The sequence below is a fragment of the Komagataeibacter medellinensis NBRC 3288 genome, from assembly GCF_000182745.2.
GTDB lineage: Bacteria > Pseudomonadota > Alphaproteobacteria > Acetobacterales > Acetobacteraceae > Komagataeibacter > Komagataeibacter medellinensis.
Window position 1 is genome coordinate 859,298 of sequence record NC_016027.1, and the last position, 23,470, is coordinate 882,767.

The 23,470-nt window shown below is 63.5% G+C and carries 19 protein-coding genes; 4 read left to right on the plus strand and 15 right to left on the minus strand.

From position 1 onward, the window contains the following. Window positions 1–217: 217 nt before the first annotated feature. The 11 genes from lpdA to GLX_RS19190 form a co-directional block, all read right to left on the minus strand. On the minus strand, window positions 218–1,627 hold the full coding sequence (gene lpdA, locus GLX_RS03935; RefSeq protein ID WP_014104735.1) for a dihydrolipoyl dehydrogenase: 1,410 nt from the start codon (window positions 1,625–1,627) through the stop codon (window positions 218–220). Window positions 1,628–1,641: 14 nt separating this feature from the next. Further along, the gene (locus GLX_RS03940; RefSeq protein ID WP_014104736.1) at window positions 1,642–2,910 is read right to left on the minus strand and encodes a pyruvate dehydrogenase complex dihydrolipoamide acetyltransferase; all 1,269 of its coding nucleotides are present in this window, start codon (window positions 2,908–2,910) and stop codon (window positions 1,642–1,644) included. Between the two features lie 11 nt (window positions 2,911–2,921). Further along, a complete protein-coding gene (locus tag GLX_RS03945; protein WP_014104737.1) occupies window positions 2,922–4,280 on the minus strand; it encodes a pyruvate dehydrogenase complex E1 component subunit beta in 1,359 nt (452 codons plus the stop codon). Between the two features lie 7 nt (window positions 4,281–4,287). Then, window positions 4,288–5,247 (minus strand): pyruvate dehydrogenase (acetyl-transferring) E1 component subunit alpha, encoded by a 960-nt coding sequence (pdhA, locus tag GLX_RS03950; RefSeq protein ID WP_228391502.1) that lies wholly within the window; start codon window positions 5,245–5,247, stop codon window positions 4,288–4,290. A 150-nt stretch (window positions 5,248–5,397) separates the two neighbouring features. Further along, complete coding sequence (moaC, locus tag GLX_RS03955) at window positions 5,398–5,883, minus strand: cyclic pyranopterin monophosphate synthase MoaC (RefSeq protein WP_014104739.1); 486 nt, start codon at window positions 5,881–5,883, stop codon at window positions 5,398–5,400. Further along, complete coding sequence (gene trpC / locus GLX_RS03960; protein ID WP_014104740.1) at window positions 5,880–6,767, minus strand: indole-3-glycerol phosphate synthase TrpC; 888 nt, start codon at window positions 6,765–6,767, stop codon at window positions 5,880–5,882. The genes moaC and trpC overlap by 4 nt, the downstream gene beginning before the upstream one ends. 3 nt (window positions 6,768–6,770) lie before the next feature. After that, the gene (trpD, locus tag GLX_RS03965) at window positions 6,771–8,105 is read right to left on the minus strand and encodes an anthranilate phosphoribosyltransferase (RefSeq protein WP_014104741.1); all 1,335 of its coding nucleotides are present in this window, start codon (window positions 8,103–8,105) and stop codon (window positions 6,771–6,773) included. 6 nt (window positions 8,106–8,111) lie between these two features. Continuing rightward, complete coding sequence (locus tag GLX_RS03970; RefSeq protein ID WP_014104742.1) at window positions 8,112–8,708, minus strand: anthranilate synthase component II; 597 nt, start codon at window positions 8,706–8,708, stop codon at window positions 8,112–8,114. Window positions 8,709–8,944: 236 nt separating this feature from the next. Further along, on the minus strand, window positions 8,945–10,519 hold the full coding sequence (trpE, locus tag GLX_RS03975; protein ID WP_041247163.1) for an anthranilate synthase component I: 1,575 nt from the start codon (window positions 10,517–10,519) through the stop codon (window positions 8,945–8,947). Continuing rightward, the gene (locus GLX_RS03980) at window positions 10,516–12,447 is read right to left on the minus strand and encodes a peptidylprolyl isomerase (protein ID WP_014104744.1); all 1,932 of its coding nucleotides are present in this window, start codon (window positions 12,445–12,447) and stop codon (window positions 10,516–10,518) included. Before GLX_RS03980 ends, trpE begins: the two co-directional genes overlap by 4 nt. A 101-nt stretch (window positions 12,448–12,548) precedes the next feature. Next, window positions 12,549–12,683: a hypothetical protein gene (locus GLX_RS19190; protein WP_269448787.1), complete on the minus strand. Its 135-nt coding sequence runs from the start codon at window positions 12,681–12,683 to the stop codon at window positions 12,549–12,551. Between the two features lie 24 nt (window positions 12,684–12,707). Between GLX_RS19190 and tpiA the strand changes: the two genes are divergently transcribed. From tpiA to kdsA, 4 genes are all read left to right on the plus strand, one after another. Beyond that, on the plus strand, window positions 12,708–13,451 hold the full coding sequence (gene tpiA / locus GLX_RS03985; protein ID WP_014104745.1) for a triose-phosphate isomerase: 744 nt from the start codon (window positions 12,708–12,710) through the stop codon (window positions 13,449–13,451). A gap of 37 nt (window positions 13,452–13,488) precedes the next feature. Beyond that, window positions 13,489–13,803, plus strand: a complete 315-nt coding sequence (secG, locus tag GLX_RS03990) for a preprotein translocase subunit SecG (protein WP_014104746.1) — start codon at window positions 13,489–13,491, stop codon at window positions 13,801–13,803. 128 nt (window positions 13,804–13,931) lie between these two features. Next, a complete protein-coding gene (locus tag GLX_RS03995; protein WP_014104747.1) occupies window positions 13,932–15,581 on the plus strand; it encodes a CTP synthase in 1,650 nt (549 codons plus the stop codon). Next, window positions 15,578–16,426, plus strand: a complete 849-nt coding sequence (gene kdsA, locus GLX_RS04000) for a 3-deoxy-8-phosphooctulonate synthase (RefSeq protein ID WP_014104748.1) — start codon at window positions 15,578–15,580, stop codon at window positions 16,424–16,426. Before GLX_RS03995 ends, kdsA begins: the two co-directional genes overlap by 4 nt. A gap of 452 nt (window positions 16,427–16,878) precedes the next feature. On the opposite strand, the gene GLX_RS04005 is transcribed toward kdsA, so the two are convergent. The 4 genes from GLX_RS04005 to GLX_RS04020 form a co-directional block, all read right to left on the minus strand. Continuing rightward, window positions 16,879–17,979: a glycosyltransferase family 4 protein gene (locus GLX_RS04005; protein WP_014104749.1), complete on the minus strand. Its 1,101-nt coding sequence runs from the start codon at window positions 17,977–17,979 to the stop codon at window positions 16,879–16,881. A 55-nt stretch (window positions 17,980–18,034) separates the two neighbouring features. Continuing rightward, entirely contained in the window at window positions 18,035–19,240 is a 1,206-nt protein-coding gene (locus GLX_RS04010) for a hypothetical protein (RefSeq protein ID WP_231850402.1), read from the minus strand. A 216-nt stretch (window positions 19,241–19,456) separates the two neighbouring features. Beyond that, entirely contained in the window at window positions 19,457–21,598 is a 2,142-nt protein-coding gene (locus GLX_RS04015; RefSeq protein ID WP_014104751.1) for a putative bifunctional diguanylate cyclase/phosphodiesterase, read from the minus strand. Between the two features lie 178 nt (window positions 21,599–21,776). Further along, on the minus strand, window positions 21,777–23,456 hold the full coding sequence (locus tag GLX_RS04020; RefSeq protein WP_041247614.1) for an OprO/OprP family phosphate-selective porin: 1,680 nt from the start codon (window positions 23,454–23,456) through the stop codon (window positions 21,777–21,779). Between the last annotated feature and the right edge of the window lie 14 nt (window positions 23,457–23,470).

The window sequence follows — 23,470 nt, forward strand, 5'->3', positions numbered from 1 at the left end:
AGTGTAACGCCTGCCCCACAACGTCAAGCATTCTTGCGGGCTATGGGGCAGCAGACGATCACAAGCGCACGATCAGCGCCGTGATCGCCTGCCCCACCCGCAAAATGCGGCGGCAGGGTGAAAAAAGTTTCTGGATGCCGTTTTTTTGCAAAAAGGCAGTGTTATTCGAAGCTCTTTGAAAAAAGCTTCACCAAAAACTTTTATCCTTTTTTATCAATCAGATATGCAGGGCACCGTCATATGCCGCCAGCACGGCTTCATGCATGGTTTCCGATATGGTGGGGTGCGGGAACACGGTTTCCTTCAGTTCCGCATCGGTCAGTTCCCCCGTGCGGGCAATGACGTAGCCCTGGATCATCTCGGTCACTTCGGGGCCAACCATATGCGCACCCAGCAGTTCACCCGTGGCGTCATCGAAGATGGTCTTGACCATGCCCTCAGGCTCGCCCATCGCAATGGCCTTGCCGTTGCCAATAAAGGGGAAGCGCCCGACGCGCAGCTTGTAGCCTGCGGCCTTCGCCTTTTCCTCCGTCATGCCGACCGAGGCCACCTGCGGGCGGCAATAGGTGCAGCCGGGAATGTTGAGCGGGCTGATCGGGTGTACGCTGCGCCCGACAATCAGTTCCGCCACCATCACGCCCTCATGGCTGGCCTTGTGGGCAAGCCATGGGGGGGCTGCGATGTCACCAATGGCGAACACCCCCTTCTCCGCCGTGCGGCAGTAGGGATCGACCGTGATATGGGTGCGGTCCACTTTGATGGCCGTGCCCTCAAGGCCGATATTCTCGACATTGCCGACAATACCCACCGCCGAGATCACACGCGCCACCGTGACCTGCTGGGCCTTGCCGCCCACCGTCACCTCCACGGTTACGCTGTCATCGCCCTTCTTTATTGTACCCAGCCTGGCACCAGTCAGTATCTTCATGCCCTGCTTTTCCAGCGCCTTGCGGGCGAAGGCGCTGATCTCGGCATCTTCCACCGGCAGGATGCGTTCGGCCACTTCCACAATAGTCACGTCCGCACCCATGTTGCGGTAGAACGAGGCGAACTCCACCCCGATCGCGCCCGAGCCGACCACCAGCAGGCTGCGCGGCAGTTCGGTCGGCACCATGGCCTCACGGTAGGACCAGACCAGCTTCCCGTCCGGCTCCAGTCCCGGCAGCACGCGCGCGCGCGCACCCGTGGCCACAATCACGTTGGGCGCGGTGAGAACCGTGGTTTCCTTGCCGTCCGTGCTGACCGACACCTTGCGCTGCCCGCCCTGCGTACCCGCCAGCTTGCCAAAGCCGTTGATGACCGTGACCTTGTGCTTCCTGAGCAGATGGGCAACCCCGGCCGAAAGCTGGGCCGAAACATTGCGCGAGCGCTTGACCACCTTGGCAAAGTCAAAGCGCACGTTATCGGCTGCAAACCCGAATTCCTCCAGGTTGTGCAGCATGTGGTTGATTTCGGACGCGCGCAGCAGCGCCTTGGTGGGGATGCACCCCCAGTTAAGGCAGATGCCGCCAAGCTGGGCGGCTTCCACCACCGCGACCTTCAGCCTGAGCTGGGCCGCGCGGATGGCAGCCACATACCCGCCGGGGCCGCCACCAATGACAATGACATCAAATTGCGTGGTGCTCATTTCGGATCGTTTCCTCAGACCACAAGGCTCATCGGGTTTTCAACAACCGTACGGAAGGCCGAAAGCCACTGTGCGGCCAGCGCCCCATCCACCACCCGGTGATCGACCGAAAGCGTGACCGTCATGACCGTGGCAATGACAATCTCGCTGCCCTTGACCACCGCCCTGCGCTCACCCGCCGCAATGGCCAGGATGGCCGCCTGTGGCGGGTTGAGGATGGCGGAGAACGCCTTGACCCCATACATCCCCATATTGGAGATGGAGAAGGTGCCGCCCTGGAATTCCTCCGGCTTCAGCTTGCCTGTCCGCGCGCGCGCCACAAGGTCGCGTGTCTCAAGGCTGATCTGGCGCAGGCCCTTGGTGTCGGCCGCGCGCACGATGGGGGTGATCAGCCCGTCGGGGATGGAGACGGCAACAGAAATATCCACATCATGATACGCCAGCACCGCATCATCGGTATAGGACACATTGACCTGCGGCACGCGGCGCAGGGTCACCGCCGCCGCCTTGACCAGCATGTCATTGACCGAGATCTTGTACGCACCCGGCCCTTCATCAGGGGCGGCTGCATTAAGCTGGCTGCGCAGGGCCAGCAGCGCGTCCAGTTCCACATCCATTTCCACATAAAAATGCGGGATGGTGGACTTGGCTTCCGTCAGGCGGCGCGCAATCACCTTGCGCATGCCCGAATGCGGCACACTGTCATATGCCGCACCGGCAGGAGCAGCAGGAGCGGCGGCAGGGGCCGCCTGCGCCACGGTGGCAGCGGGTGTAGCGGCCGGGGTCTGCCGCGCCTGCTCCACATCACGGCGCACGATGCGCCCGTTGGGGCCGCTGCCCCTGAGCGTGGCAAGGTCGATGCCCGTCTGGGCTGCAATGCGGCGCGCAAGAGGGGAAGCAAACACGCGTGCGCCCTTTGCCATAGGTGCGGCTGATGCGGCAGGGGCCTGCGGGGTCGGGACGGCCTGCGCAGGTACGGGCGCCGGGGCCGCCATGGCCGGGGCGGTTGCGGGGGCGGCAGGCGCGTCGGGCACGCTTTCCCCTTCGGCTACCAGTATGGCGATGGGGGTGTTGACGGCAATCCCGTCCGTGCCCTCGCCAATCAGGATACGGCCCAGCACGCCTTCATCCACGGCCTCGACTTCCATCGTGGCCTTGTCGGTCTCGATTTCCGCAATCACGTCGCCCGCTGCAATGGCGTCACCTTCCGCCTTGAGCCAGCGTGCCAGCGTGCCTTCCTTCATGGTGGGGGAAAGCGCTGGCATCAGGATGTTGATCGGCATCGCGTAATCCCTCACACAACCTGCCGGACGGCATTGATGATCCAGTCCACATTGGGCAGGGCAAGCTTTTCAAGATTGGCGGCAAATGGCATGGGCACGTCCGCCCCCGCCACACGCACCGGCGGGGCATCAAGGTAGTCAAACGCGTGCTCGATCACCTGCATGGCCACTTCCGCGCCAATACCGGCAAAGGGCCAGCCTTCTTCCACCACCACCACGCGGCTGGTCTTCTTCACGCTTTCCACCACTGTTTCGGTATCCAGCGGGCGGATGGTGCGCAGGTTGATCACTTCCACATCAACCCCCTGCTCCGCCAGTTTCTTGGCCGCTTCCAGCGCTACACCCACCATGATGGAGAAGGCGACGATGGTCACGTCCGCCCCCGCGCGCTCGACTTTCGCCCTGCCAATCGGCAGGATGAAGTCCTCATCCACCGGGCAGGGAAAGCGCTGGCCGTACAGGATCTCGTTTTCAAGGAAGATGACCGGGTTGGGGTCACGGATGGCGGCACGCAGCAGGCCCTTGGCATCGGCTGCCGACCATGGGGCCACCACCTTTAGCCCCGGCACATGGCCGTACCAACTGGCATAGCACTGCGAATGCTGCGCCCCCACGCGGGCGGCGGCACCGTTGGGGCCACGGAACACGATGGGGCACGACATCTGCCCGCCCGACATGTAGCGCGTCTTGGCGGCGGAATTGATGATCTGGTCAATGGCCTGCATGGCGAAGTTCATGGTCATGAACTCCACAATCGGCTTAAGCCCGGTCAGCGCGGCCCCGATGGCCATGCCGGTAAAGCCCTGTTCGGTAATGGGGGTATCAATCACCCGCTTCGCGCCAAACTGGTCCAGCAACCCCTGCGAGACCTTGTAGGCCCCCTGATATTCGGCCACTTCCTCACCAATCAGGAACACGTCCTCATCACGCGCAAGCTCGGCGGCCATGGCATCGCGCAGGGCTTCGCGCACGGTGATCTCGGTGGTCTCGCCCCAGTCCTTTTCCGGTGCCGCGGCGGCTTTTGGCGTGCTGGGGGCCGTGGGCGTGGGCCCGCACGATGGCGGGGCGACCGGGGGGGCAGCCGCAGGGGCCGTGGGGGGGGCTGCGGGGGCTGCATCCGCACTCTCGCCTTCGGCCAGCAGCACGGCAATGGGGGTGTTGACCGCCACGTTCTCCGTCCCCTCGGGGATCAGGATACGACCCATGATGCCTTCATCCACGGCCTCGACTTCCATCGTGGCCTTGTCGGTCTCGATTTCCGCGATCACGTCGCCCGCTGCAATCGCATCACCCGGCTTGCGCAGCCAGTGCGCCACCTTCCCCTCTTTCATGGTGGGGGACAGGGCAGGCATGAGTATTTCTGTTGCCATTTCTAAATCAGCTTTCTACCAGAATGTCCGTCCACAGCTCCGAAGGGTCAGGCTCTGGACTGGTCTGGGCAAACTCGGCCGCGTCAACGACAACAGCCTTCACCTTGTCATCCATCGCCTTCAGGTCGCTTTCCGCCACGCCGCGTTCGAGCAGTTCACGACGCACGCGGTCGATCGGGTCATGGTTCTTGCGGATCTCGTCCACTTCCGCGCGCTGGCGGTATTTTGCCGGGTCGGACATGGAGTGGCCACGGTAGCGGTAGGTGTCCACCTCCATCAGCACCGGGCCCTTGCCCGCGCGGCAGTGAGCCACGGCTTCGGCTGCGGCGGCGCGCACGGCCTCGACATCCATGCCATCGACATACAGGCCGGGGATGCCCCACGGCTCGCCATTGCGCCACAGCGCCTTTGAAGCCGAGGCCCGCTCCACGCTGGTGCCCATGCCATAGCGGTTGTTTTCGAGCACAAACAGGCAGGGTAGGTTGTGCAGGGCGGCCAGGTTGAAGCTTTCGTATACCTGCCCCTGATTGGATGCGCCCTCGCCATAATACGTGACCGAGACCTCATCCGTGCCACGGTATTTGTTGGCGAATGCCAGCCCGATGCCCAGCGAGACCTGCGCGCCTACAATGCCGTGCCCGCCATAGAAATGCTTTTCAGAGGAGAACATGTGCATCGACCCCCCCTTGCCGTGGGAATACCCGCCCTCGCGCCCGGTCAGTTCGGCCATGACACCGCGGGCACTCATGCCAGCGGCCAGCATCTGCCCATGGTCACGGTAGGAGGTGATGATCTTGTCCCCCTGCTTGAGTTCCATCTGGATCCCGACCACAACCGCTTCCTGCCCGATATACAGGTGACAGAAACCACCGATCAGCCCCATGCCGTAAAGCTGGCCCGCGCGTTCCTCGAACCGGCGGATCAGGACCATCTGGTAATAGGCTTCCTTCAGGTCGGCTTCGGTCATGGTCCGGCTGTTATGGCCACCGGACAGGCCGGGATCTGTCTCGTTACTCATCGAACATCCTTGGTTCATGTTGCTTTACCCTGCCCCGTGCCGGGCGGCGGGCACGACCGTTAACGCTTGAAGGACCGGTTCATGACCCTTCCATTACGTTCATGCATTACGGTTATACGCGCCTGATGCCCCGCCGGATTTGTGGATCACATGAATCTGACCGATTTCCATGTCCCGCTCCACCGCCTTGCACATGTCATACAGCGTCAGCGCCGCAACCGATGCGGCGGTCAGCGCCTCCATTTCCACCCCCGTGGGGCCGGTGGTGCGCACGCGCGCGGTAATGGTGATGCCGCGCTGGTCCGCATCGGGCACCAGGTCCACCTTGACCGATGAAATTGCCAGCGGGTGGCAAAGCGGGATCAGGTCAGCGGTTTTCTTGGCCGCCATGATGCCCGCGATGCGGGCGGTGGCCAGCACGTCGCCCTTGGGCATTTCCCCCGCCATGATCAGGGCCAGCGTTTCGGCCCGCATGCTGATATGCCCGTGCGCCACTGCTTCGCGCCGCGTATCGGGCTTGGCCGAGACATCGACCATCACCGCATGTCCCGCGCCATCCAGATGTGACAGACGCGGCTCCGTCATGGCGCGGCGGGAGCCGGGGCACCCGGCGTGGTGCCCAGCAGCGCATGTACCGCTGCCCCCACATCCTCCTGCCGCAGCAGACTTTCCCCCACCAGGAAGCCCGAAGCGCCAATAGCGTTGAGCTTCATTACGTCGGCATGGGTGCGGATGCCGCTTTCAGACACGATAATCCGGTCCGGCGGCACCAGAGGGGCCAGCCGGCAGGTGGTCTCGATATCGGTCTGGAGTGTTTTCAGGTTACGGTTGTTGATACCGATCAGCGAGGTATCAAGCGCCAGCGCGCGGTTGAGTTCGGTCTCGTCATGCACTTCCACCAGCACGTCCATGTCCAGCCCACGTGCAATATCCAGCAGTTCGGCCGCTTCCGCATCGGTCAGGATGGCCATGATGAGCAGGATGCAGTCCGCGCCGATCAGGCGGCTTTCATGCACCTGCCACGGATCAATGATGAAGTCCTTGCGCAACAGCGGCAGGCGGCAGGCCTCACGCACGCGGGTCAGGTCTTCCGCGCAGCCATGGAAGCACGAGCCCTCGGTCAGGACGGACAGGCACGCGGCCCCCGCCTTTTCGTATTCCTGCGCGATCTCGGTGGGTTCGTAATCGGGCCGCAGGATACCGGCGGAAGGCGACGCCTTCTTGATTTCCGCGATCAGGCCCACCTGATGGTCGGCCGTCTTCTGCTTCAGCGCCTGGCCAAAGCCACGCGGCGGCGTGTTGACTTCACGCGCGCGGGCCGTGATCTCCTTCAGTGTCATGACCTTCGCGCGCTGCGCCACGTCCACCCTTGTGCGGGCACAGATACGCTCCAGAACATCGGGAATGCTGTCCACATCGCCGGGCTGGACACTGCCTGTCTGGGGGGGGGTGCTTGGCGTGTCGTTCATTTTCTACCCTGTTACTGTGTTTGGCACGTCCGCGCGGAAACTCCGCACGGCCTCCAGCACGGCCGCAACCGCGCCACGATCGAGCGCATCGGCCGCAAGGCGGATGTTCTCGCGCAGGGCGGCGTAATCAATCGCGCCGCCCTGCAGAATGGTGTTGCCCCGGCCTGCCACATGCAGCGCCACCGCGGCGTTGAGCAGCACGGTATCACGATATGCCCCGCGCGCGCCGTGCGCCAGTGCATGCAGTGCCTGCGCGTTATGAGCGGGCGTGCCACCGGCAATGGCGGCAATGGGGGCGGGTTCCAGCCCCGCCTGTTGCACGTCCACGCGCAGGCTGCAAACCTTGCCGCCTTCAAGAATGCAGGCATGGGTTGGGCCGGCAAGGGTCAGCTCGTCAATGAACCGCCCTTCCCCGCAGTCACCGCTTATGGCCCAGACATGCGTGGACCCGGTAGCCTGCAGGGCCCGGACCATAGTGTCCAGCCAGTCAGGCGAAAACACGCCCACCAACTGCCGGGTAACGCGCGCGGGATTGCACAGCGGGCCGACCAGGTTAAAAATGGTGCGAAAGCCCAGCGCGCGCCGCACGGCCCCTGCATGCCGCATGGCGGGGTGATGGCTGGTGGCAGCCAGAAAGGCCAGCCCGTGCTGGCCCACCATGCGACCGATGGGCGCAGGTTCAACCGGCAGCGGCACGCCAAGTTCGAGCAGCACATCCGTCGCCCCCGAGCGCGAGGACAGCGCGCGGTTGCCGTGCTTGACCACCGGCACCCCAAGGGCTGCCAGCACGAAGGCCACGGCGGTGGACACGTTCAGCGTGCCCAGCCCGTCGCCGCCCGTGCCGCATACGTCAATCGCATCGGCAGGCAGGCCGGGCACCGCCAGCATGCGCGCACGCATGGCGCGCACGGCGGCCTCCAGTTCGGTAACACTTTCACCACGCATATGCAGCGCGGTCAGGAAGGCGGCCAGCCCCCCTTCGCTCACCTGCCCGTCCATGATCTGATCAAAGGCAGCCTGCGCCATCTCGGCATCCAGGGCCTGCCCGGCCAGCGCCGTGTCCAGTATGTCGCGGAATTCAGCCGTCATGCCCGCATCTGCTGTGGGGCGGTTGCGCAGTTCAGCTTCCAGTTCCACCGGGTCGGCCATGATCCGGCCCTGCATGTGCAGCCCGGCCAGCAGGGCAATGGCGGGGACTTCCCCCACAGTACCGCTCTTGATGGCTTCCAGAGCAGCCCGGACCTGTCCGGGTGCTACGATCTCCCCCCCCACGACGCGCCCGAGGATATCGTGGAAAGGGGTGCTGGCGGTCGGGGCGCTGTCCATCGTGCTGCCCATTCTCCTTCAGGCGGCCTTGCGTGGCGTATTGCACCCACGCGCGATGGCGAGGAAATTGGCCATAATGTCGTGGCCATGTTCGGAAGCGATGCTCTCAGGGTGGAACTGCACGCCAAAAACCGGCAGGCTGGCGTGGCGCAGGCCCATGATCACGCCATCATCGGTGTGGGCGGTGGCCACGAGCGTTTCGGGCAGGCTTTCGGGGGCCACGGTCAGGCTGTGGTAGCGGGTGGCGTTGAACGGGTCTGGCAGGCCGGTAAAAATGTCGGTCCCGCCATGGTAGACGGGCGAGACCTTGCCATGCATCGGCACATCCGCGCGCACCACCTTGCCGCCAAACACCTGACCGATGGCCTGATGGCCAAGGCAGACGCCAAACACCGGCACCTTGCCCGCCGCCGCCGCGATCAGGTCGCAGCATATCCCGGCTTCGTTAGGGGAACAGGGGCCGGGCGAGATGACAATGGCTTCGGGTTTGAGCGCCAGCGCATCGGCCACGCTGATCGCATCGTTGCGGTATACTTCACACGTCTCTCCCAGATCGCCCAGATAATGGACGAGGTTGAACGTGAAGCTGTCATAATTGTCGATCAGGAGGATCATGGGCGTATCATGGCTTTTCCGCTGGGCCGGGTCAAACCTTCTGGCATGGCCCGGCATGTCTTGCCTTACCTTAACATGCAGGCAGGGGGCATGAAATCACCTTGCGAAATGTTTCAGGCCGTCACCGTAAAAACAGTCCGTAAACAGACAGGCGTTTTTGGTGAATCTTTTTGCCAAAAAGCTTCCGGGAACGCTGCCCTTGAAAAAAGGCGGCACCCAAAAACTTTTATTCCCTTTTACGGGACATCCCCGGTGGCGAAGCGTACCGCTTCCTCCGCCGCGCGGAACAGGGCGCGGGCTTTCTGGCGGGTTTCCTCGTATTCCGCCTCGGGCACGCTGTCGGCTACCACACCGCAACCCGCCTGCACGTACATCCGCCCGTCCTTGACCACCGCCATGCGCAGGCCGATGCAGGTATCCATGTCCCCATCGGGGCCGAAATAGCCGATGCACCCGGCATATGTCGCCCGCCGTGTCGGCTCCACCTCGTCGATTATTTCCATGGCGCGGATCTTGGGCGCTCCGGTCAGCGTGCCGGCGGGGAAGCCCGACATCAGCGCGTCCAGCGCCTCAAGCTCAGGGCGCAGCGTGCCTTCCACGTTCGATGAGATATGCATGACATGGCTGAAGCGTTCGATCACGAACTGCTCCGTCACCCTGACCGAACCCAGTTCGCACACCCGGCCCACATCGTTGCGGCCAAGGTCGATCAGCATCAGGTGCTCGGCGCGTTCCTTGGGGTCGGCCAGCAGTTCGGCCTCCAGCGCCAGGTCCTCGGTGCTGGTGCGGCCGCGCGGGCGGGTACCGGCCAGCGGGCGCACGGTCATGGTGCCTTCACGCAGGCGCACGAGGATCTCGGGCGATGAACCGACAAGGCTGAACCCGTCAAGATCCAGATAGAACAGGAAGGGTGCGGGATTGATGCGGCGCAACGCGCGGTACAGCGCAAACGGCGGCAGGCTGAAGGCGGCGCTGAAGCGCTGGCTGGGCACGATCTGGAAGGCGTCGCCCGCAGCAATGTAGTCCTGCAACTTCCGCACGATGGCGCAGAATTCATCCTTGCTCATGGTTGATTCCGGCACCGGGGCCGCAATCTCGCCCACCGGGTCGTCGGGCAGTTCCACCGGGGTGGACAGGGCGGCGCGCGCCTGCTGCAGGCGGGCCTGTGCGGCATTCCACACCGCCTCGGGCGTAACACCGGCCTGCGGGCGCAGGGGGGCGGCCAGCAGCAGTTCGTCGCGCACCGTGTCGAATATGGCGAACAGGCCGGGACGCATCAGGATGCCTTCGGGCAGGTTCAGGTCATCGGCGGGCATGTCTGGCAGGCATTCGACCTGACGGACCATATCATAGCCAAGGTAGCCGAACACGCCGCCGGTCATGGGCGGCAGCCCTTCAGGCAGGTCGATGCGGCTGGCATGCAGGATGCGCCGCAGCGAGGCCAGCGGCGCCTCGGCTTCGGGCACGAAGGCATGGCTGGAGGCGGAGGGGTCGTGACACACGCTGGCCTGCCCGTCATGGCAGCGCCAGATCAGGTCAGGCAGCAGGCCGATAACCGAATAGCGCCCGCGCGCGGTGCCGCCCTCCACACTTTCCAGCAAGAAGGCGTTGTGCCCGCCATTGCCGCCGCCATGGCTGCGCGCAAGCTGTGACAGGCGCAGGAAGGCAGCAACCGGGGTCAGCAGGTCGGCCGGTTCGACCCGCCACACCACGCTGGCCCCGCCTGCGCGCAGGGTGGCAAGGGCCGCCGTGCGCTGGGCGGCATCGGGCTGCCGGGAGGGTGGGGGCATGCGCGCGGCGTCTGCGGTCACTGTGTGGTTCCTGTGTTCTGGCCCGTCACCTCCGCCATCACGGCGCGCAGCGCGGACTCATTGGGCTTTGGCTTGACGATGGCTTCCAGCGCGCCACCATAGCCCATCTCTATGTCTTCGCCCATGGACTGGGTCAGGCCCGCGCGCACGCGGTCATACAGCGCCTTCTGGGCGGCCGGGTCGGGGTGGTTGATGGCGGTCAGGGTCGCCACCACGTACCCATCGCCTGCTTCGGTCATGATGTTCTGCCCCACCTTGTCCAGACGGAAGATCAGGGCTGCCACCTCACGCGGGATTTCGGGCGCGGGCTGCATGGGGGAGATGGGCTGGCTGTGCTCCAGACCTGGCACGGCGGGCGTGACATGCGCCAAGCCCCCCTGCCCCTGCGCCTGGTTGTAGAATGCGGCAGCCTGCTGGTCGGCCATGTGGCGGCGCGCATCGGCCAGCCATGCTGCGTTCACGCGCCCCCCGGCCTCAGCCAGGCTGAGCGGGTGGCCCGGTGTGATGCCATCAACCGACACGGCGTACCACCCCCCGTCCGGCCCCTGTACCAGCGTGGGGCTGGCCCCTTTGGGCTGGGAGAACACGCGGGCAATGACTGCCTGCCGCAGCGCATCCGTGCCCGGTATGGGCGCGGGCGTGCCTTCATGGGTATTGCCGCTGGCATCAAGATCACCCGATACGGCTGCGGCGCCAAGGTCGGCGGGGACGGAGTCCAGCCCGCCGCCAGCAATCGCGTCCTGTAGCTTCTGCACCCGGTCAGCCAGCAGCGCCTGCGCGCGGGTATGGGCGATCTGGTCATGCAGCGCCTGCTTCACCTCGGCCATGGGGGTGGTATGGGCGGGGGTTATGGCGGTTACGCGAAAGACAACCCAGCCGCCCTCGCTCCTGACCGGCCCCTGTGTTGCATCGACCGGGGCGGCGAAGACCAGCTTCGCCAGATCGGGGGACGGAATATCGCTTAGCTTCATGCCCGGCAGTTCAACGGCTGCCGCATCGCGGCCCGCATCCTTCTGCACCTGCGCCCACGCATTCCCGTCCACCCACTGCGCGCGCAGCGCGGTGGCGCGTACCTCGGTCGGCACGGTCACGATCTGCACGTTGCGCCGCTCGGGCGAACTGAAGGTCTGGGCCTGCGCCTTGTAGGCCTGCTGCATCTCGTCATCGGTAATGTCGAGCATGCGGCCAATCGTGTCGGTCGTAAGCACGACCACACGGGCGTGGCGATATTCGGGAGCGGTGAATTCCCACGGGTGGTTGGCGTGGTAGCGGGCAAGCTGGGCCTGCGTGGGGGTGGCCGTGACCTGCTGGCTTTCAAAGGGGATGCGCACAAGGTCGATGGTGCGGGTCTGGGCCTCGAAATCAAACAGGTGGCGGACCATCACCTCGGACACGCCCACGCCATTGCGAATCGGCTCAAGCAGCATGCGCGAGGCCTGTTCCTGCCGCACCAGTTCGATCAGCCGCCCCTCCGTCATGCCGGTGCGGCGCAGGCGGTCATTGAACAGCGCGCGGTCGAACTGGCCATTGCCCCCCTTGAAGGCGGGGATGGAGAAAATCTCGTCCCGCACCACGGAATCAGGCACGATCAGGAAGTGGCGATCAGCGGCCTCGGCAATTTCGGCCTGCAGCACAAGGCGCTGGAGTACCTGGCGGGCCACCTGCTCACGCGTTGCGGGCGGGATCTGGCTGGGGTCCGACAGATGCATGGACTGCGCGACCTGCGGCATCTCGGATTGCAGCGCGTTCTGGTAGGACTGCACCAGGATGGGGCGATCCCCCACGCGGGCGGCCACGTCGGCGCGCTCGGTGCCGATGTTCATCAGCACGTCGCCCACGCCAAACCCGATGAAGGCCAGGAAAAACAGCCCGGCAACGATGCGCCCCACCCATGAATCGACAAACACGCGATACAGAAAAGATAGCATGAAATACCCTGCGCCAGCACCAAGACAAAGCCGGAAGGAACAGGGCCCGCGCACCACGCGCACCCATGGGGCGCCCTGTTTTCCGGTCGGGCACCATACGGTCACGCCGCCGGTTTGACCAGCACCCGCATGCGCGCGGCCTTGCCACGCGTGGCATGCGGGTTGCAACGGGGGGCGGGCCGTGGTGTAGGCTCACGGCCATCATATACCATGCCACGCCCGCAGGCGGCACGCACGGGGCATGGACCAGGAGTGGAAACATGAAGCAGATTATTGTTGGCAACTGGAAGATGAACGGCCTGAGCGCCGATGCGGACGCGCTGGTCACGGGGCTGGCGGCGGGGCTGGCCGCCCTGCCCACGCGGGCCGATGTGGTGGTCTGCCCCCCCTTTACCCAGCTTGCGCGGCTGGCGCCCAAGCTGAAGGCCGCTGGCATCGCGCTGGGTGCCCAGGACTGCCACAAGGACAAATCCGGTGCCCATACCGGTGACATCTCGGCCCCCATGCTGGCGGACCTTGGGGTGCAGTACGTAATCCTTGGCCATTCCGAGCGCCGTGCCGAGCATGGCGAACTGGACGAGACCGTGCGCGAAAAGACCGTGGCCGCCATGGCCGCCGGCCTGACCCCCATCGTGTGCGTGGGCGAGAACGCCGATCAGCGCGACAGCGGGGATTCGCGCGATGCGGTGGGCTGGCAGATCCAGGGATCACTGCCACAGGGTTTTACTGGCATTGTGGCGTATGAGCCGATCTGGGCCATCGGCTCGGGTACGGCCGCATCACAGCAGGATATTGCCGACATGTCCGCCTTCATCCGCGCCGAACTGGTGCGCCAGTTCGGGGAAGCTGGCAAAACGATCCGAATCCTTTATGGTGGCTCGGTCAATGAACGCAATGTCACCGATATCCTGCCCGTTGAAAACGTGGATGGGGCGCTGGTGGGCAATGCCAGCCTGAAGGCCGATGCCTTCGTGCCGCTTGTCCGCGCCGCCCGCGCCTCGTGATTGCCGCGCGGCTGGCGGGGCTCTACTGGAAAGACGCATGATCACTGTTCTTCTTCTACTGCACCTGTTCGTCACCATCGCGCTGATCGGGACCATCCTGATCCAGCGTAGTGAGGGTGGCGGCCTTGGAATCGGCGGCTCGCAGGGCATGGGCTCCTTCATGTCCGGGCGCGGCACGGCAACGCTGCTGACCCGTTCCACCGCCGTGCTGGGCACGACCTTCATGGTGCTGTCACTGACACTTGCGGTCATGAACCGCGGCGCATCGAGCGGTGTGGGCCACGATATTCTGGCCGCACCGCCCGCGGCCCCGGCCACACCCGCCACCACGGCACCCGCCACAACCCCCTGATCGCGCACGCCTTGTGGCGCACGCGGTCCATGCCCCGGTACGCCGTGCCAGGGCATTTTTCATTTTTTAGGCCACAGGTGCATCGTAGCCTTTGCAGCGCGGGCGCAAGCTGTGTAGAAAGGCCATCCATGACGCGGTTTGTATTCATCACCGGCGGCGTGGTGTCCTCCCTCGGCAAAGGCATTGCTTCTGCTGCCCTTGCTGCCCTGCTCCAGGCCCGTGGCTATCGGGTCCGGTTGCGTAAGCTTGACCCTTACCTGAATGTCGATCCGGGGACGATGAGCCCCTACCAGCACGGCGAGGTCTTCGTGACCGACGACGGCGCGGAAACGGATCTCGACCTTGGCCATTACGAACGCTTTACGGGTGTACATGCCACCCGGGCGGACAATGCCACCACGGGTCAGATCTATTCCGGCGTGATCGCGCGCGAACGGCGGGGCGATTATCTGGGTGCGACCGTGCAGGTCATTCCCCACATTACCGACTCGATCAAGGAAACGATCGTGGCCGATACCGAGGACCTGGACTTCGTCCTTGTCGAGATCGGCGGCACGGTAGGCGATATCGAAAGCCTGCCCTTCCTTGAATCCATCCGTCAGCTACGCAATGACCTTGCGCCTGACCAGACGATGTTCATCCACCTGACCCTGCTGCCATGGATCGCGGCAGCGGGTGAACTGAAAACCAAGCCTACCCAGCATTCCGTTAAAGAACTGCAGAACGTGGGCATCCAGCCGCAGATGCTGGTCTGCCGGTCGGACCGGGAAATACCCGAAAACGAGCGCCGCAAGATCGCCAGCTTCTGCAATGTCCGCCCGCAGGCCGTGATTGCGGCGCGCGACGTGGATACGATCTACGCCTGCCCCATTTCCTACCATGCCGAGGGCATGGATACCGAGGTGCTGCGCCATTTCGGCCTGCCCACAACGCCCGACCCCGACCTGTCGCGCTGGGAAAAGATTGTTGATGCCGTCCGCCACCCCGACCGCGAGGTAGTGGTGACGGTGGTGGGCAAGTACACCGCCCTGCTCGACAGCTACAAATCGCTGATCGAGGCATTGCAGCACGGTGGCATCGCCAACCGTGCCCGCGTGCGCCTGAACTGGGTGGAAGCGGAGGATTTCGAGAAATCGGACGATGCGGTAAACAGTCTTGCCCGCAGCGATGCCATCCTCGTGCCCGGCGGCTTTGGCGAGCGCGGGTCGGAAGGCAAGATCCGTGCCGTGAAATACGCGCGTGAGAACAACATCCCCTTCATGGGCATCTGCTTTGGCATGCAGATGGCGGTGATCGAATGCGCGCGCAACCTTGCGGGGATCGAGAAGGCTTCATCAACCGAATTCGGGCCGACCGACCAGCCGCTGGTTGGCCTGATGACCGAATGGGCGCGTGGCAACGAACTGCTGCGCCGGCGCGAAGGGGGCGAGATGGGCGGCACCATGCGCCTTGGCGCCTACCCCGCCAAGCTGGCGCCCGGGTCACGCGCGGCGGAAACCTATGGCCGCACCGACATCCGTGAACGCCACCGCCACCGCTACGAGGTAAACAACCACTACCGCGAACAGTTGGAAAAGACCGGCCTGCGCTTTTCAGGCATGTCACCCGACGGCATCCTGCCCGAGGTAGTGGAATACCCCGACCACCCGTGGTTCATCGCGGTACAGTACCACCCCGAACTGCTGTCCAAGCCGTTTGACCCGCATCCGCTGTTCTCCGGCTTCATCAAGGCTGCCGTGGCCAAGGCGGCGGAACGGGCGGCGGGTAACAGACGATGACCAAGCACCACGCACTTTCCATTGGCAGCCTTACGGTTGGCAATGAAGCCCCGTTTACGCTGATTGCGGGGCCGTGCCAGATCGAATCCGCAAGCCATGCCATGGAGGTGGCCGAAGCCCTGCACGGCATTGCAACGAAGCTGGGGATCGGGCTGATCTTCAAAAGCTCGTTCGACAAGGCCAACCGCACCTCCATCAACGGGGCGCGCGGCGTGGGCATGGCGCAGGGACTGGACATACTGGGCCAGGTGCGCGCGCGCTTCGGCCTGCCGGTGCTGACCGACGTGCACCTGCCCGAGCAATGCGCGCCCGTGGCCGAGACGGTGGACGTACTGCAGATCCCCGCCTTCCTGTGCCGCCAGACCGACCTCCTGCTTGCGGCGGGGCAGACGGGGGCCGCCATCAACATCAAAAAGGGGCAGTTCCTTGCCCCGTGGGACATGGCGAACGTGGCCGCCAAGGTGGCCTCTACCGGCAACACGCGCATCATGCTGTGCGAACGGGGTACGTCGTTTGGCTACAACACGCTGGTCAATGACATGCGCGGCCTGCCGATCATGGCGGGCACAGGCTATCCCGTGATCTATGATGCCACCCATTCCGTCCAGCAACCCGGCGGTCTGGGCACGGCATCGGGCGGACAGCGGGTGTTTGCCCCCATCCTGGCGCGCGCGGCGCTGGCTATCGGGGTGGCGGGGGTGTTCATTGAAACCCATCCCGACCCCGATGCCGCACCAAGCGATGGCGCAACCATGCTGTCACTGGCCTGCATGGAAGATGTGCTGACCACTCTGCTGCGCTATGACCGGTTGACCAAGGGCCACCCGCCAGCCGAAATCGTCTGACGCGCAATCGTCCGACCAGTTGGTGGCCACCTTGCCCGTGGCCACCCCGGCTGTTCCCTTCCCTGCCTTTGCTGTTCCCTGACCTGTTCCCTGTTCCCCCATGTGCCGGGCCGGGTGCCCGCCCCATGCCGCCCGACGGCATTCAGGGCCACGGTTATCCACGATCCGGGGGGCACGATGGGGGGCCGGCCCATGCGCCCGTGTTCCCTCTGTTCCTTATGTTCCCTTATATCTGTAATAAAGAATAAATAATAAGATATAGGGATATCAGTACACCGGTATACAGGTTGGGGGAGATAGGGAAACACGAAGGAACATAGGGAACGCAGGGAACATATCTGGCTGCCGGGGTGGTGGATACGCACCTGCCGCCTTTGGCCGGGGGCATTGTCCATGACCGTGCCCGTGTTCCATGCCCCCCGTTTTTCGTGTTCCCGTTCCCCTACTTCATGTCACGGCGTGCTGGCGCCGTGCATGGTCATGCCCGCCATGTGCCGCAGCACCGCATCGCCCGCGCGCGCAAAGGCTGCGGGGCTGTAGCGCTGGTTGACCAGCGCCTGCGCCGCCTGCCCCATGGCTGCAAGCCGTCCAGGCCGGCGCAGGGCGGTCTCCAGCACATCGGCCAGGGCCTGCGGCTGGCACGGCGCCACTTTCCAGCCGGTTACGCCGTGTATGATGGAGCGGTTCATCTCCCCCACTGTGCTGCCGATCACGGGTAGCGCGCGGTCCATGGCCTCATGCGCTGCAATGCAGAACCCTTCGCGGCGCGAGGGCTGGACATAGAGGTGGCACCGCCGCAGGAACGCCGCCGTATCGTGCACGTAACCGGCAAATACCACGTTATCCAGCCCGTGCTGCTGGCAGAAGGCGCGCAGGCGGCCATGTTCCGCCCCCTCCCCGCCAATCATGACCTGGAACGGCGGCAGCCCCCCCACGTTGCGCATCGCAACCAGCGCACGGCACAGCATGTCATACCCCTTGCCGGGGTTAAGGCGGCCCAGTGTGCCGATCCGCATCACCTCCCCCGGCTGCCAGCCCGGTGCGGGGGCAAGGTCGGGGCGGGTGCGGAAAATGGGCCAGCACATCAGCCGCGCGGGCGCGATACCCAGCCTTGTGTGGGTCAGTTCTGTTACATAGGCGGAATCCCCCACCCATAGCCGACTGCGCCCGCGCATGAGGCGCAGCAGCGCCAGGTTGCCAGGCTTGAGAAAGGCATTGTGCTGCCAGCTGGTAACCGGGATGCCGTGACGCATACCGACAACCTGCCCCAGCAGGGTCGCGCGCGTGAGTGATGTCCAGATATGGGTGGGGCCGACATCGCGCACCCAGCCATCCAGCCGGGACAGCACGCGGGGCGCTGGTGCGCCATCAACCGCCAGCACATCCGCCCCGATCCCGGCATGCTCCAGCGCCGTCATGGCGCGACCGTTGCGCCGCTCCAGTGCCACGACCCGCACGCTGTGCCCCAGGCTGCGGCAGACCCCCACAATAGCCGGGATGGGCAGGGCAGCCCCTCCCCCTTCAAAACTATTGATGACATAGGCAATACGCATGACATTCCCCCCCCACGCAGGGAGGCGGGATGATAGCGCCATAGGCTACCCGTGTTCAGGCCGCTTCGCGTTTATCCTGTAACAAATAGTAAACAATTTCCTCGGCGGCGCGGCGGCTGGCGCTCTGGCCGGGAACGGTATGGAAGGTTGCGGCAAAGGCCGCGCGCTGGTGTGCATCAAAGCGGGCCTGCTGCTGGCGCGCCACCGCCAGCGCATGCGGCAGGGCGCTGACCCGGTCAATCACCTGCCCCATGTTCCAGTGCGTGTAGCTGGGATTATCCTGCCAGCGTGCATTGTGGGAATTAAGGAAAATGCACGGCCGCGGGTTGCAGATCCACTCGTACACCTGGCTGCTGGCATCACCCAGATAGATGTCGGCCGCCAGCACATAGGACATATCGACCGAGCGCGTGCTGCCCGTGTCAATCAGGATATGCGAAAGGTTACGCAGCCGTTCAGGTATGGACCACCGGTAGCGGATGCGCCTGTGCTCCACCGATGTATGCAGCCTGCGACGGAACAGCATGACATGGGGGGCGAAGATCAGGTTGTACTCATCCTGCCGGGCAAACCATTCCAGCACCGCCATCCCCATATCCCACCATGAGGACAAGATCGGGTCGAAATGTGGGTTGTAGAGCACCGTGGGCCGGTCATTGCCAAAAAAACGCGGGCGGGCGGCCATGTCGATGGTATCGAATTTGGGGTAGCCGATCACTGCATGGTGGCCGGGGCGGACCAGTTTCCTGCGCACCATGCGCTCCCGCGTCTTGGCGCCGGGCAGAAGCACAAAGTCAAAGAAGCGCGTAACATCGCGGAACCCGATGGAGCGGTCCCCTGCCCCATGCGGCAGGTAGATCAGCCTGACATCAAGGTTGAAGTGGCTTTTGAGCAGGGCGGATGTCGTCTCGGGGACCACCAGCGCGTCAAAACCGGCAAACAGGCCCAGGTTGTCACGCAAATTGGCAATGCGGCGGAAGGGCAGCACCGCCCCGGCCACCGTATTGATGGCGCGCGATATGCGGTTGATGTCGATATGGACAAAGCGTACACGCGCGGCGCAGCCCGCGATTATCTTTTTGACCTGCTGTTCCTGCGTGTCACATGATGTAACAACCGTGACATCCTGCCCAAGGGCCACGAGTTCGCAGATGATCGGCGCGGTATGCGCTATCTGGTGAGTGCAGTCGTGATTGAACAGGAAGCCGATCTGCAGGTGGGGCGTTGTCATGTGACGAATTGTGACTGAATTCTGCCACAAAAAATAGGTTCCCTTTATCTTTATTTTAGCCACATTTTATTATTTGGCAGGGAATTTTACTGCTCCCGCGCAAACTGTCCCATTTCTGTCACATACAAAGGCGGTTGCCCCATGGGCAGACAGGACGCACAGGACATTACAGGATTAAACGGGATACGGAAAGCTCCGGCACACGCGCGCCTGTAGCCACGGGCGCGGGCTTTCAGGCGCTTTTTGTCAGGCGTGGGTCAGGATGGCCTGACGGATCATGTCGGCCGGTTGCGGGCGGCCAAGCAGGAAACCCTGCACCTGGTTGCAGCCCAGATCGTTCAGGTGCGCCCACTGGTCCTGTGTCTCCACGCCTTCGGCGGTGATGGGGATGTCCATGCTCTGCGCCAGGCTGATGATGGCGCGGATAATGCCCGCCGCCCCGCGTTCGGGCAGTTCCTGCACGAAAGAACGGTCGATCTTGATCTTCTGGAACTGGAACGAACGCAAATAACCCAGCGAGGAATAGCCCGTGCCAAAGTCATCCAGCACGATGCTGCATCCGATACGCCCCAATTTTTGCAGGATTTCGCGGTTGGTGGCACTGTTCTGGACGAATATGTTCTCGGTAATCTCGATTTCCAGCCGTTCGGGCGGCAGGCCGGATTGCGCCAGCGCCTCTTCCACAATGCGGATGAAACGCGGGTTGCGCAGTTGTATGGGCGAGACATTGACCGCCACCTTGACCTGTGCCGGCCAGTCCGCTGCTTCGTTACAGGCCGTACGCAGCACCCACTCGCCAAGATCGTGAATCAGACCGTTTTCTTCCGCCAGCCCCACAAACTGGTCGGGCGGGATCATGCCCTGCGTGGGGTGGTGCCAGCGCACCAGTGCCTCGCACGCGCTCAGGCGGTTGCCGGGCATGGAGTACAGCGGCTGGAAATGCAGGGTCAATCCGTTACCGGCAATGGCGCCACGCAGTTCGCTGCCAAGGCGCGCGCGGGTCTGGATCTCGTCGCGCAGTTCCTCATCAAAGAACTGGAAACCATTCCGCCCCAGCGACTTGGCGCGGTAAAGCGCGATATCGGCATATTGCAGCAGGTTTTCCGATGCATCCGCATCACGCGGGTACAGCGCGGAGCCAACGCTTGCACCAATAACGATATGGTGGCCATCAATAACGTAGGGCCTGCTGACCGTCTCCACGATTTCACGCGCGCGCGCGGTCAGTTCAACAGGGGCAGGCACGGTGGGCCAGATGATGGCGAACTCGTCGCCACCCAGACGGGCCACCAGGTCCTCGGGCCTGCTACACGCGCGCAGTCGTTCGGAAACCAGTTGCAGCAGGCTGTCGCCTGCCGCGTGGCCGTAAACGTCATTCACGGTCTTGAAGTAATCAAGGTCGATGCACAGAAGTGTTGCGGTGCCGCCGGGCACGCAGGCCGCCTCCAGTCGGGAACTGAACAGGGCGCGGTTGGCAAGCCCGGTCAGCGGGTCGTAATGGGCCAGCAGTTCCACCTGGTGCTGGGCGTCGCGCTGCTCGGTCACATCATCGGCCACGCACAGTTCCCACCGGGGCGCGCCGCGTTCATCGGCAATGGTGACCTGGCGGGTGGAAATGGCCCGCCTTGCGCCAGTATGGTCACACAGCACTTTTTCAATCACGCCCTGCCCGCCACCGGCAAAGCGGCTGACCAGCAGGTGGCCGATTTCATCACTGGTGAACACGTCATCCACATTGCGCTCCACCAGCAGGTCACGCCGGCAGCCGGTCATGGCTTCGGCCGCGCGGTTGACCAGCACAAGGTGCTCGTGGCGCAGCGAGCGCACGATCAGGGCGGAGGGGATGTTCTCCACAATCGTGTCGATGAACAGCTTGTCGCGTGAAATCTTGCGGTTGGCGCGGCGCAGTTCCTCGGCGGCTTCCTTCAGGCTGGCGGCGGACGCCACGGCGTGGGAATGGGATGCATTGATCAGGTCCAGCGCCGAACCGGTGCCAAGGTAGCGCCCATCGCGCGTGACGATATAGCCGCGCAGCAGGTCGGAGGGCTGGCTCATTAATGTCAGCGCCGTAAAATCGGATGACGAGACAGCCGCATCGATTACGACCGGGCTGTCATCCATCAGCAGCGCCACCGGCCGCCGGTTGAACAGTGCATGGCCGAACTTGCCCGATACCCTGAGAAAAAAAGCCTGCCGCTCCACCAGACCGACAGGCACATTATCATCATTCACAACGGCAACGAGCATCAGTTCGGCGTCATTATGGAAAAATTCGAACAGACGCTCCCCCAGCGCGTCGGGGGGAATGACCGGCCCGGGCCTTGCAATGTCCCCCATGACCTGAACGGTGACGGACGGGCTTTTCTGTGCAGAAATCTCATTCATCATTCAATTTTCCACAGCGGGATGCGGCTGCTTTCTATCGTATTGATTTACTTATTATTACTTCATTTTTAATAAAATTAAAGGAAATATAATTCATTTTTACTTAATCGTGCCCGAACCATAACCGTTCGGGCACCATGGCATGAAACCCTCATGCCGTTACGCTACCCGACCTGCCCGATCAGAAGGCGGCCTGGATACGCCCGGCAACCGAGTTACCTTCGCGGCCCAGGATGTTGGCTGCGACACTGTTGCGGCTGACAATGAAGTGGTTGAAATCAAGCATGAAGCGGAAGTGGCGGTTGGGATACCAGTTCAGGCCCGCCGACCACACCGTCTGCTGCCCACCACGCAGGGCGGTTGATGCATTGCCCAGGTTGGCGTTCAGGTCGGCCACGCTGTAACGGGCCGTCATTTCCAGCGCACCCCAGTAACCGTGCGACGGGTCGAAGGCATGCTCCACGCCGGGGGCTGCGAATGCACCTTCCTTGATGTTGTAGGAACGCCCCTTGCCAAAGATGGTGTAGTTGGCCGCGCCATAGTAACCGGTAAAGTTGACAGTGGCGTTGTTGGCGGCCGAGTTGCCACCGTTATCACCGCGCGTGACACCGATGTTGTAGTATTCACCCTTCAGCGTAAGGCGCTTCCAGCGGAAGCCCAGTTCCGGGCCTGCCGACCAGATGCTGCCCACATTGCCCACCGTGGCGCTAAGCAGCTTGGTGGTGGTCAGGTTGACTTCGGGCGCTTCGGAGAAGTTATAGGAACGGTCATCGGAAGCCTTGGCCTGCGCCACCTTGAACGCCGTGATGGCAGACAGACCGATATGAACGTCAATATCCTTGGACATGTACGGACGGCCCGCCACACGGAAGGTCGCGCCGGACTGGCTGTCATACGTTGCACGCTTGCCGTAAGTCTGGCCCGTCACGTAACCCGCGATCCACCAGCGCTTGGCATAATGCAGGGCGCCAAGGCTCATGCGGGCGTCACCGGCGGCGATGTTACGCACGATATCGGTAATGGCGGGGCGTTCCATCAGTTCGAACTCGTTCGAGCTTTCGGAATCTTCTTCCGTCACGCGCGGCTGGAAATAACCGGCGGTGATGACCGTGTGGTTAAAGCCGGCGTAATTCAGGTTCGCTTCATACAACTGCGAGGTGGAAGTACCATCGGCGGAACCGGAACCAAAATCCGGGGTGATGTTGGCAATCCAGTTCTTGTAACGGAACGAGATGGGAATACGCAGGCGGCGTGCGTTTTCGGTCAGACCTTCATAGTCGCCCTTGGTCTCGCCACGGCGCGGGGACATGCCCATGAACCCGCCAATATCCTCATGGAACGCCAGGCCGATGGACATGGCATACATCCCGTCTTCAGACGAGATGGTCGGCCGCCCGCCGGGGAAACCCACAACCATGCCACCCATGTGCAGGGCCTCTTCCTTTTCCGTCGCCGCACGGAACGATGCCCAGGAGGAGGAAACGCCACGATCCGACGGGGGCGTGCCAAGGTCGGCCCTCTGCATCGCACTGCTAAGGCTACCGCCCATGCCGCTGTCACCACCGATGTGGATGTCACGCGCATAGCTGTCGGGCAGGGGCTGGCCGTGGCTGGCGGCAACCCGGCGGGCCTGTGCGGCGTTGGCGGCCACGGAGTTACCACGGACAGATTCGGCGCGGACCAGGCGCTGGCGCAGCACGCTGATCTGACTACTCATGTCACGGCGCATGGCCTGCATTTCCACCTGCAGAGCCTTGATCTGAGCATCCGATGCGGCATCCGCATGGGCCTGATGAAAGGAAGAGAGCCCCAGAAGGGCAGACGAACCAAGCAACAGGGAAACTACAGGCCGACGGATCATGTTAAGCATTCCGT

What these genes read in the sequence shown, in the direction of transcription:
- GLX_RS03945 (WP_014104737.1), bottom strand. Translation starts at nt 4,280, where the DNA reads ATGGCAACAGAAATACTCATGCCTGCCCTGTCCCCCACCATGAAAGAG.
- GLX_RS03995 (WP_014104747.1), top strand. Translation starts at nt 13,932, where the DNA reads ATGACGCGGTTTGTATTCATCACCGGCGGCGTGGTGTCCTCCCTCGGC.
- pdhA (WP_228391502.1), bottom strand. Translation starts at nt 5,247, where the DNA reads ATGACCGAAGCCGACCTGAAGGAAGCCTATTACCAGATGGTCCTGATC.
- secG (WP_014104746.1), top strand. Translation starts at nt 13,489, where the DNA reads ATGATCACTGTTCTTCTTCTACTGCACCTGTTCGTCACCATCGCGCTG.
- GLX_RS04015 (WP_014104751.1), bottom strand. Translation starts at nt 21,598, where the DNA reads ATGATGAATGAGATTTCTGCACAGAAAAGCCCGTCCGTCACCGTTCAG.
- trpD (WP_014104741.1), bottom strand. Translation starts at nt 8,105, where the DNA reads ATGGGCAGCACGATGGACAGCGCCCCGACCGCCAGCACCCCTTTCCAC.
- GLX_RS03940 (WP_014104736.1), bottom strand. Translation starts at nt 2,910, where the DNA reads ATGCCGATCAACATCCTGATGCCAGCGCTTTCCCCCACCATGAAGGAA.
- trpC (WP_014104740.1), bottom strand. Translation starts at nt 6,767, where the DNA reads ATGAACGACACGCCAAGCACCCCCCCCCAGACAGGCAGTGTCCAGCCC.
- moaC (WP_014104739.1), bottom strand. Translation starts at nt 5,883, where the DNA reads ATGACGGAGCCGCGTCTGTCACATCTGGATGGCGCGGGACATGCGGTG.
- GLX_RS03970 (WP_014104742.1), bottom strand. Translation starts at nt 8,708, where the DNA reads ATGATCCTCCTGATCGACAATTATGACAGCTTCACGTTCAACCTCGTC.
- tpiA (WP_014104745.1), top strand. Translation starts at nt 12,708, where the DNA reads ATGAAGCAGATTATTGTTGGCAACTGGAAGATGAACGGCCTGAGCGCC.
- kdsA (WP_014104748.1), top strand. Translation starts at nt 15,578, where the DNA reads ATGACCAAGCACCACGCACTTTCCATTGGCAGCCTTACGGTTGGCAAT.
- GLX_RS04020 (WP_041247614.1), bottom strand. Translation starts at nt 23,456, where the DNA reads ATGATCCGTCGGCCTGTAGTTTCCCTGTTGCTTGGTTCGTCTGCCCTT.
- lpdA (WP_014104735.1), bottom strand. Translation starts at nt 1,627, where the DNA reads ATGAGCACCACGCAATTTGATGTCATTGTCATTGGTGGCGGCCCCGGC.
- GLX_RS04005 (WP_014104749.1), bottom strand. Translation starts at nt 17,979, where the DNA reads ATGCGTATTGCCTATGTCATCAATAGTTTTGAAGGGGGAGGGGCTGCC.
- GLX_RS03980 (WP_014104744.1), bottom strand. Translation starts at nt 12,447, where the DNA reads ATGCTATCTTTTCTGTATCGCGTGTTTGTCGATTCATGGGTGGGGCGC.